A 10,022-nucleotide genomic window follows, 5' to 3' on the forward strand; every position below is an offset into this window, starting at 1 on the left:
ATACTCGATAGAGACGTAAATGCTGCAATTAATATATTAAACCGCTGGTTCAACGGGGATAGCCTGAAAAATACTTAATTAACCTATTAAGTGAAAAAAAATTCAGGAATCCCCACCCTCTTAGGGTGGGGTGGTTCAAGGAAATCATCATACCATAGATGCCAGAGGATCAGAATTGGCAAAATTCATAGTAACTGGAAAAAATGTAATCATATATGACTTGAAATTTGTAAACTTCAAAGCAGCTAACAACGCTGAAACAAGTAATATTGTGTGGAACGGAAATAACGGAATAATTAATTCATGTGACTTTTATAATAACACTGCAGCAAATGGTGGGGCAATAAGCTGGAATGGAAACGGAGGACACATTAAATACTGTCTTTTTGAAAACAATTCAGCATCAAAACTTGGGGGAGCATTATACATAACCGGTGAAAACGTTGAAATAATCAGTACAACTTTTAATAAATTCACCTCTCAGTTATACAACGAAGCGATATATTTCTCAAACAAAAGTGGACAAATATTAAGAATAGATGACTGTTACTTCACAAATACCGGAATAACAGATAAAGTTACTAGAGTCTTATGGGATGAAGGATGCACTGTATTATATAACGGTGTAGACATGAGCTATGCAACTATTGAAGGATTATACAGAGACATTGAAAACTTAAAACCTGGAGACTACTACAACATCGAAAGGGATTATGTTATTACAAACCCTACAGGAGACCTTGCAAAAGATCGTATAATAAACATTAAAACAGATAATATAGTTATCGACGGTAATGGTCACATTATAGACTGCGGCGGAGTAAAAGAATTCTTTGGATTATTCAACATAACCGGAAACAACGTAACAATTACAAATTTAAGAATCACAAATTCAAGAGCTTATGATTCAGATTACATTCGTTCAAACAAAAATGTCTATGGAAACAATTACAATCATTTAACAAGTCCGATTGAATGGCATGGTAACAACGGAATTATTTCAAACTGCCAATTCTATGACAACGTCGGTGATAACGGTGGATTAATTTACTGGACAGGAAGTAACGGAAAAATTGAAAACTCAACATTTGATGATAATGCAGCAAAATTCGGTGGGTCAATTTATGTCAGCGGAAATGACAATTTAATTAAGGACTGTACTTTTAATAATTCATATGCCACAAACCATTACGAAGCTATATACTTCAAAAACATCAACAATCCAAAATTAACCATAAACAACTGTCTTTTTGAAAGTGGAATAATGTCTGCAAATAGTGTTATTGCTGAAAATGGATGTGAAGTGATTTTTGAAGGAGATAAACCTAAAAATGTGTTCTCTCCAATGAGCTTTAAGGATTTAATCAAAGAATTGGAACAATTAAAAGATGGAGACATTTACAATTTCGATAGGGACTGTTACTTTGACAAGTTTGATGGAGACCTGACAATAAATGCTAACAACATAATAATCAACGGTAACGGCTACAAAATATTCGGAAGAGATTCATTAACTTGCCTGTTAAACATATTTGGAAACAATGTTCAAATCAATGATTTGACATTTGATTTTGACTCCAGCAACATAGAATGTCCAAGTTTCATGACCTTGACAGGAGAAAATGTGTCCCTTTCTAACTGTGTCTTTATAGGAAACGAAGCACAAATCGGCGGAACCGTAAACTGGTATGTTAACAATGGAATTATTGATAATTGTCTTTTCATAAATAATGCTGCTAGAGCAATTTATATGGATGGAACAAACAACATTATCGCAAACACCAGCTTCATAAATACCTTTTTCACACTCAACAATAATGAAATTATTTATTACGTGAATAGGAATGGTGGAACTGAAAATGGGGCATTGACAATAAATAACTGTTCTTTTGAAAGTGATATGGGAGTTAAAATTTGGATTGATGATGATTCAGATGTGATAATTGATGGAAAATCAGTACCCGTCACTTTTGATCAATTATATGATGAAATATCAAATCTCAATGAAAATGAAGTTTATGATATTTACAGGGATTATTATACTCCATCTAAATCAATAGTAATAAAAAATGACAACATAACTATCAATGCCAACGGACACAGCATCATTGCACTTGATGATGAATTAAATGAATCCGTTATTCGTGTAGAAGGAAACGGCATTAAAATTAATAAATTGACTATAAATGCAAATAGCAATTTAAGAAATGGAAGTCTGATTGACTGGGCCGGTGATTGCGGTGTCCTTTCTGATTCAACTTTAAAAGGAAACACCGCTGAATTCGGTGGAGCAATAAACTGGAGCGGAAACAATGGTATTATTGATGCAAGCATTTTCATAAATAATTCTGCAATATATGCTGGTGGTGCAATCTTTATTGACGGTGCAAACAATACATTTAGTAATTGTAACTTTGTCTGCTCTGGTTCTAAAATGGCTGATGAAGCAATTTTCATCGGAAAAACACGTAAGCACTTGAGTTTATTAAATGTCTTGTTTATTGGTTCACATAATATTATTGATGCATTTGCTAGTAACGTCAATATAGATTATTTAACTACCTATCAACATGAAGAGATTATTGCTGATGAATCTATTAACTTATATCCTCTAGTCTATGCTTCCATCATGAAAGGTGGTGTAAACAATTACAACGATGATATATCATACTATGGCAGTTACAACAATCAAACCGGTGAATTTGTATTATGTATCGTTAAGGAATTCCCTCAATTAAGCGTTTCATATACAAAGGAATTTATCTTTAAAAACCTTTTTGAACCTACTGTTCAGGATGTATTCGATTCATTATCAGCTAGAACTTTTGAAAACATGTTCAAAATTACAAAAACTGAATATGTCAGCAGTGCATCCGATTATATTGAAGTAATCAACAAAAATCACTATGAAGAGGAAGAATACCTTGAAGCATTAGAAATATTTTATAAAGATCTTCCAACTTCAAAGGCGGTTGCAGTTGATGATTATTGCATGGATATATTGAATGTTGTATTTACCCAAGCTCTCACAATAGACTGTGATAAAGCATGGGACTTTTCATCCGCTTTTGACAACATCAATATTGACGGTAATGAATCAGTGATTAAAGGTTCTTTTGAAGATAGACAAGAAGATAAATGGGCGATAGTATCTCAAGGCGAAACATTTTCCGCATGCAATATCCAGATTGAAGGATTCAACACTGCAGTCGAGAATATGGGTGGAGTATGCATATTTGACCATGTAAACTTCAATGAAAATAAAATGGACTATTATGTTGACAGAGACTGGGGTGCAGCAATACTCAATGCTGGATTAATGATTTGTACTAATTGTGTTTTCACAAACAATTACGCTAAAAACGGAGGTGCAATCTTCACCCAAGGATTATTAAGTGTAGAAAATTGTACCTTTAGTGGAAATGTTGCTTATGGTCAAGGTAATGACATATGTGTCGGTGATGATGGACAGGTACTGTTCAACGGTGTAAACGTTACCGGAAATGATCAGGTCGGCTGGGTTCATTTCGCTGAAAGTATGTCCATTGCAGCCTCCACTGCAATTACGGTATTTACTCCGATATTAGCTACAGTTGCTGGTTTTATTGCAGGTGCCGTAACAGCCAATCCAATGGTAGGTATAGCTGTTGGAGCATTAGTCGGTGGAGCAATTGGTGCTGCATCATCAGTATGGATTAATGAACAAACTTTTGATGTGAGTCACGACAGATTAGCCACAACATTAACTTTAACTATTATATCAACAATTGCAGGAGGTTATGCGGGAGGATTCGGAGGAGGTGCCGTATGGCATTTCAATTCTTGGATGCATTCTTATGCATACGAACGTGCTTTGGAAGAGTGTACTTTAGAATCTGTAATGCTCACGATCTTAAAATCAGAGGGGATTCTATGGGCTGTTGAATGTTCAGCTGCTTTGGATATTATACCTACCAGTTTGGTTAGTGGAATCAGTTATTACTTTACAAATGACTAAGGAAAGTTAAAATAATACTTTCCTTTCATTCCTTTTGAATTTCAAAAGAGAATTAAAAAACGTTAGAAACGATTAACACGAGTTCAAAAATTGTATTTGCCGATGAAGCAAGGAGGGGGAAACTTGCTGAGGATTATAATTGGAGAACTGAAGAATTCAGGTTTTGCAAATGTTCATATGAAAATCCAATAAGGATATCTGATAAGAGAATAGTGGGAAAAACATTTAACTGGATTAATTATGGATTTGAACAAAAGGTACTTAATAACAATCATGGGGGTTTAAAAGATTGTTATTGTTTAGGGGTTGACAATAAGTACATTAAAAACAAAACCTGAGTTACTTCAAATTCTACAGATTTCTTTGAAGGTTAACTGAAAGTAACTTGAACTAATCATTGTTAGAATTTAAATTTCATCAGGTGCCGGATAAGATGTCTTTTTGTACGATTCATAGTAAGTTAAAAGAATTTGGATTGTTATCTAATTTTTGTTAATGCTAAGGTTTTCAATTTAGCATTGTGTAAGATATATATTATAGTTTCATGAATGGAGTTTAAATTGCCAGCATATGGTATTTCAAAGGATTCATAAAGTAAATCATTAATATTATTATTTCTAAGTATTGCTGTTTAATCAGAGTTTTAGTTTTTTAAAAATTAAAAGTTAAAATATAAGTTTTGATAAATTAATTGTATGGATATTTTTAGAATTGTCTGTGAATTGTTTATTCCAATTTTAATATTTGGCGTGTTGTTTTCAGTTGGAAAATTTATTCATGTGCGTCTGGTTAACAGTAAAAGTAGACTTTTAAATCCAAAGGAATATTTTCCTGAACAGGAACTTGAAACATTGAAACAAGTTTATTATTTAATCATGATGATGATTTTCTTTTTTTTCATATTGCATCTCTTGATATTTGACGAATTTGAGTTTATTGCGCTTGCTGTTTTACAAATTATTATATCATTATATGTTGCATTGAATTTGGATTACAGTTCCTGGAACAATAAAATACTCTTTTTCCTTCTGGTGCCTTATGAAGCTATAGTATGGCTTGTTTTAAATATGGAGCTTATGATCTGGCCGATTTTTTTTATTCATGCTCTTGTTTATGCATATTTCATTATAGTGTATTTCCGCAAATTCAGGAAATATACGGAGACAAACGGCCTTGGAATTACAATCATACTCTTGTTCGTCATAGTTTTTATAAGTTTCATTATCACATTGTTTGTGGAAGGTGTTGAACCTTTAAATGCCATAGTCATGGTTTCAAATGCATTTACAAGTAACGGTTATGCGGTGCTTGGTAACTCAGGAGTTGGTAAGATGATAAGTCTGCTTCTGGTTTGGGGAGGATACACAATATCTGGCGTAGGTACTGCAACATTAACAGCTGCAATATTATTAAGGCATAACGAAAAACGTGAAAAAGAGTTAAATGAACGTTTGGATGAGTTGGAATCATTAATTAAAAATAATAAATAATAGGATATGGATTGTAATTTCCAATATCTCTTTTTTTTTCGATTTTTGCCTATTTTTTTTAATTTAGTTACATTAACTTAATATATCTTTATAGGAATAATTCATTTTCTTTTCTCTTTGAACACATCTCCTTAAGTGATAATGCCACTGTAGAAATTACATCTTCATTAACTTCGCGACAACCGTGGGGACATTGTCTAATGCATCTCATGCAGAATATGCATTTGCCAATATCAGAAATGTATTCTGAAGTAATTGCTTCCACAGGGCATGTTTGTCTGCATAATCCACATTGGACACAAGATTCATTTGCTTTTGGAAGGGGCGGTTCTGCTGGGGGTTCAGGTTTTGTTTCTTTAATGTTTACTTCTTTTGTTCGTTTACGTTCAAGTTTTGTTTGAATAATGTCTTTTTTGCCAAGAATTTGGGCGGCAAAATCAGATAGCTGTTTGAAATCCTCGTCATCTGGTCTGTTGCGTGCATATTCCGGTATGATTGAGTGTTGGGCTATTGCTGCAATGGCTGCAATGACTTTAAAGTTGCTTTCGTCTGCAGCGGTTTTCATTTCTGATAATGTAGATCCGTAATCTCCATTTCCGTAAACACAGACAAGTGTGCATCTAGCGTTGTTTCCTCGGATTTGTTTCAGTCTATCTATGGCTATTGCAGGTGCTCTTGCTCCAAAAACGGGTATGGCAATTAAAACCATGTCATCTTCATTGATTATATATTCAGAGAAGTCTATGTCTGTTTTGCTCAAATCAATCACTTGGCGGTTATTGCTCCATTGGCTGGCGATTATTTGAGATACCTTTTGTGTTCCTCCAGTTGGACTAAAAACGATTTCTGTTGCTTTAATATTGATTCTCTCCTAATTGTAAAGAAAATATTCCATAATAAGTCTTATTTTCGTTTTAATATTTGATAATGGGGTTATTTAAATAATTCTCCACATTTTTTCATTGAGTGTAATATAAAATTTTATAAGTATTTTTAATTAATAAAATATATGAGCCGACAGGCAAATATTAAAAAAGAAGTTCCAATTTCCAAAATCCGTTCCGTTAAGAGAGATTTGAAGGTTTTCGTTGATTTATATGATAAAGTGTCCTTGATGGAATAGTTTAAAATTTCAAATAAAATGAAATAATTTTGGCACCGCCTTAAACTGTTCTCCATTTATTCCCTTAGTTATTTTCATTGAATCGAAGTTTCAAGAATGCAAAACTATTGAAATTAAATATTGTGTCATTATAAACTATATTTTACATTATAAAAAGAGTATTGAAATGGGCCCGACGGGAATTGAACCCGCGACATCAAGGTTAAGAGCCAAGCGCTCTGCCAGACTGAGCTACGGGCCCCATTGAATTTAACTTAAATAAAAATAATTATTTGTGATTTACCATATTTAACTATTTTGTTTTGATAATGGGGAGTCTCCAATAATGTGGAAAAAATCCTTGAAATTAAATTTAAATAAACTCCTGTTTAAAATAGAAACTTTAAAATAATATTATTTCTTCAATTGATCCATCATTTGATTTAAATAGAATTAAAAATAAAATAACAGATAACAATAATGTTATTTTATTAAATTTCAGCGAAAGCTATAAACTAAAAGTAGATTAAGCAAATTTTTTGGTAAATTAAGTATGGGGGGGGAACATATTGAATCAGTATGGTAAAAGGGTATTGGATTTTGATGTTGATGAATTGCCGTTCGGTGTTTTTTAACATCACGCTATTCAATGACCGTTCGCATAGATGCACAAAAAACATATGAAATGGCAAAAAGGGAACACATTCCATTTTTCAACTTGACAAGTGCTTGTATTTTAGAAGCTTTAAATGAAATTCCTGAGTTTCGATGGAGAATCATTGGTGAGGAAGTTGTAGAGTATGAGGTGATTAACGCCGTTTCGCCAATAATACAAGAAGACCATACTATTAGGGAAATTGAATTTAAGCCTGTCAGTGATTTTAAAAATATTCATGAATGGAACAAGTATGTTGAAAATAAGAAGAATAACATTGAAGATAATCAATATTTGGTTGAGCCAATGAAAAGGGATGAGGAGCCTATTGCAAATTTGTCATGTATCCCATGGCTTGATTTTGATGCAATGACAAACATTATTGCAAGTCCAAATCAAATCATGCCTGTAATTAGTTGGGGAAGATTGACTGATTGTAAAATTCCAATTTCATTAACTGCCAGTCATGTTTTCATCTTTGGATGGCATTTTAAACTGTTTTATGAAAAAGTTGAAAAATATTTAAACAATCCTGAAAAATTGTTTAAATAATTATTTGTACTTTTTAAGAAATATAACTGTGGTAAATGCAGTTATAATAATGGATATTACATTAGCAATCATTGAAGGCAGCCTTAAACCTTCAGGTGCCTGCAGTATGTATCCAAATGCAATTAATGTACAAACCATTGCTGGAAGCAATGTAATAATGTATGGTTTTTCGTTTCGGATTAAATAAACGCTTGCAGCAAATAATACTATTGTGGCCACAATCAGTTGAGCCCATGCAAAATATCTCCAGATTAAGCTGAAATCAACAAATGTTAAAGCAAAGGAAATCAAAAATAAAGGAACTGCTGTTTTCAGTCTTGAAATCAGTTTTTCATGATTAAGATTTAATTCATCTGCAATAGTTATTCTTGAGCTTCTAAGTGCAGTGTCTCCTGATGTAATCGGACAGATTACCACTCCAATTATTGTTAAAATCAAACCTATTGGTCCGACTAATATTCTTGCCATTTCATAGACCGCAACTGAAGGTGTTGCACTGTATATTGCAGCTAGCTGTGGCTGGCCGTGGAAGAACGCCATTGCAATTGCTGCCCAGCAGAGTGCAACCAGACCTTCCAGAACCATTGAGCCGAAAAACACTGGCCTTGCATCTAATTCATTTTCAATGCATCTTGCAACAATCGGAGACTGGGACGCATGAAATCCGGAAATGGCTCCGCATGCAATGGTGACAAATAAATATGGGAAAATGCTTTTATCAGTTAAGTACAGTCCTTGTGTTGTAAACTCGGGAATGGTGTATGAAGGATTTAAAATTAATGCTCCTGTCATCAACACAGCCATAATCAATAGTAATGCTCCAAATATAGGATATACTCTTCCTATGATTTTATCAATTGGAAATACGGTTGCAATCAAGAAATAAATGAATATTATTGTTATCAATATAAATGGGTTGATATGGGTTAAACTGCTAAGTAGTTCTGCTGCTCCTTTTGCAAAGGTTGCTCCAACAAGAATTCCGGTAACTATTATGAGAACTGCCATGATTTTTTGGATTTTACTTCCCAAATAATTTGAAATAATCTTAGGCAATGTCCATCCGTCATTTCTAAGGGACATATATCCTGAAAAGAAATCATGGATTGAACCAATGAATATTGTACCTAATGTAATCCACACAAAAGCTACAGGACCAAACAATGCCCCTTGAATTGCTCCAAAAATTGGCCCTAATCCTGCAATATTTAAAAAATGAACTAAAAAATTCTTAATTGTAGACATTGGCATATAATCGACGCCATCCTGCAGTTTAAATGCAGGTGTTTGGCGGGTTTCATCCACACCAGAAATTCTTTCAATAAATTTACCATATATGAAATATGATGCAATCAATGCTAAAAAACATATTAAAAAACTGTACATATAATTAATTTAATATTTTATTCTTTAAAAAATATTGCATGAACTATTTGTAATTTAAAGTTCCATATGATTTTGATGATTATCTTAGTTTCTGCATTCATGTGGATTTTAGAACATAATTTTTAAATTCATAAAATAATATGTTGTGGTGTTGGTATTGGAATCGGTTATGGTGATGAAGACAATCAGTTAAACCAGCCTGAAGCTCCACGTAATTCACCTGAAGAATTCACAAGATTTTTTGATTGAGGGATATTCATTTCCTTCAAAACTATTTTTTATAGATTTTTTTTTTGATTGGCTATTGATGAATGGGATATCGCCTGATTGGAAATAATTTAACTATTCATACGTGCCTGTCTTAAGGTAAGTATTACTGTAAAAAAGAAGTAAAATCAAAGTCACATATTATATTAAAATTCAAAAAATGCTTAAAAAAAAATAAAAGCAATCAAAAGATTGCTTAATGTTTATTTTGCAATGAATAAGCTTACACCTTCAACAATTAAAGTTATGCCTATTAGTATTGCTGCAAATAATGGAGTAGTTAATGATAATGCTCCAAGGATGAATGGTACAATACCTAAGATTATTATAAATATTGAAAGAATTTTTGATGCACCGTCTCCTGAAAACAGACCTGCAATACCTATTAAAACAATTATAATTCCAATGATATAGAATTGGATACCTAATAGGAATGATAATGCGTCAAGGTTGAATATAAATAATAATCCGAAAATGATGGCAAGAATTCCAATAATAATATTAATTGCAGAAAATCCAGAGAATATGGATGCTATACCTAGGAATACTAAACTTACTCCAATCAAGATGGAT

Annotated in this window: 6 protein-coding genes and 1 tRNA gene; 3 read left to right on the plus strand and 4 right to left on the minus strand. The window is 32.8% G+C overall.

Annotation, left to right across the window (positions count from 1 at the left end; genetic code table 11):
- Nucleotides 1-130: 130 nt before the first annotated feature.
- Together ACKI2P_RS11800 and ACKI2P_RS11805 are read left to right on the plus strand one after the other, a co-directional pair.
- Nucleotides 131-3,997, plus strand: coding sequence for a right-handed parallel beta-helix repeat-containing protein (locus ACKI2P_RS11800; protein ID WP_407377792.1), 3,867 nt, complete (start codon nt 131-133; stop codon nt 3,995-3,997).
- Between the two features lie 695 nt (nt 3,998-4,692).
- The gene (locus ACKI2P_RS11805; protein WP_407377794.1) at nt 4,693-5,487 is read left to right on the plus strand and encodes a hypothetical protein; all 795 of its coding nucleotides are present in this window, start codon (nt 4,693-4,695) and stop codon (nt 5,485-5,487) included.
- A gap of 88 nt (nt 5,488-5,575) precedes the next feature.
- Here the strand turns inward: ACKI2P_RS11805 and ACKI2P_RS11810 are convergent, their stop codons facing one another.
- Complete coding sequence (locus tag ACKI2P_RS11810) at nt 5,576-6,352, minus strand: EFR1 family ferrodoxin (RefSeq protein WP_407377800.1); 777 nt, start codon at nt 6,350-6,352, stop codon at nt 5,576-5,578.
- Between the two features lie 425 nt (nt 6,353-6,777).
- Nucleotides 6,778-6,851: transfer RNA gene (locus tag ACKI2P_RS11815), tRNA-Lys, on the minus strand.
- 387 nt (nt 6,852-7,238) lie between these two features.
- Between ACKI2P_RS11815 and ACKI2P_RS11820 the strand changes: the two genes are divergently transcribed.
- A complete protein-coding gene (locus tag ACKI2P_RS11820; RefSeq protein ID WP_407377796.1) occupies nt 7,239-7,796 on the plus strand; it encodes a CatA-like O-acetyltransferase in 558 nt (185 codons plus the stop codon).
- On the opposite strand, the gene ACKI2P_RS11825 is transcribed toward ACKI2P_RS11820, so the two are convergent.
- Nucleotides 7,797-9,182 carry a carbon starvation protein A gene (locus ACKI2P_RS11825; protein WP_407377797.1) on the minus strand — a complete coding sequence of 462 codons (1,386 nt, stop codon included), beginning with the start codon at nt 9,180-9,182 and terminating at the stop codon, nt 7,797-7,799.
- 470 nt (nt 9,183-9,652) lie between these two features.
- Nucleotides 9,653-10,022: hypothetical protein (locus ACKI2P_RS11830; RefSeq protein WP_407377799.1), on the minus strand; the 370-nt coding region annotated here is incomplete at its 5' end.

The organism is Methanobrevibacter sp., assembly GCF_045541095.1.
GTDB lineage: Archaea > Methanobacteriota > Methanobacteria > Methanobacteriales > Methanobacteriaceae > Methanocatella.

What these genes read in the sequence shown, in the direction of transcription:
- ACKI2P_RS11805 (WP_407377794.1), top strand. Translation starts at nt 4,693, where the DNA reads ATGGATATTTTTAGAATTGTCTGTGAATTGTTTATTCCAATTTTAATA.
- ACKI2P_RS11820 (WP_407377796.1), top strand. Translation starts at nt 7,239, where the DNA reads ATGACCGTTCGCATAGATGCACAAAAAACATATGAAATGGCAAAAAGG.
- ACKI2P_RS11825 (WP_407377797.1), bottom strand. Translation starts at nt 9,182, where the DNA reads ATGTACAGTTTTTTAATATGTTTTTTAGCATTGATTGCATCATATTTC.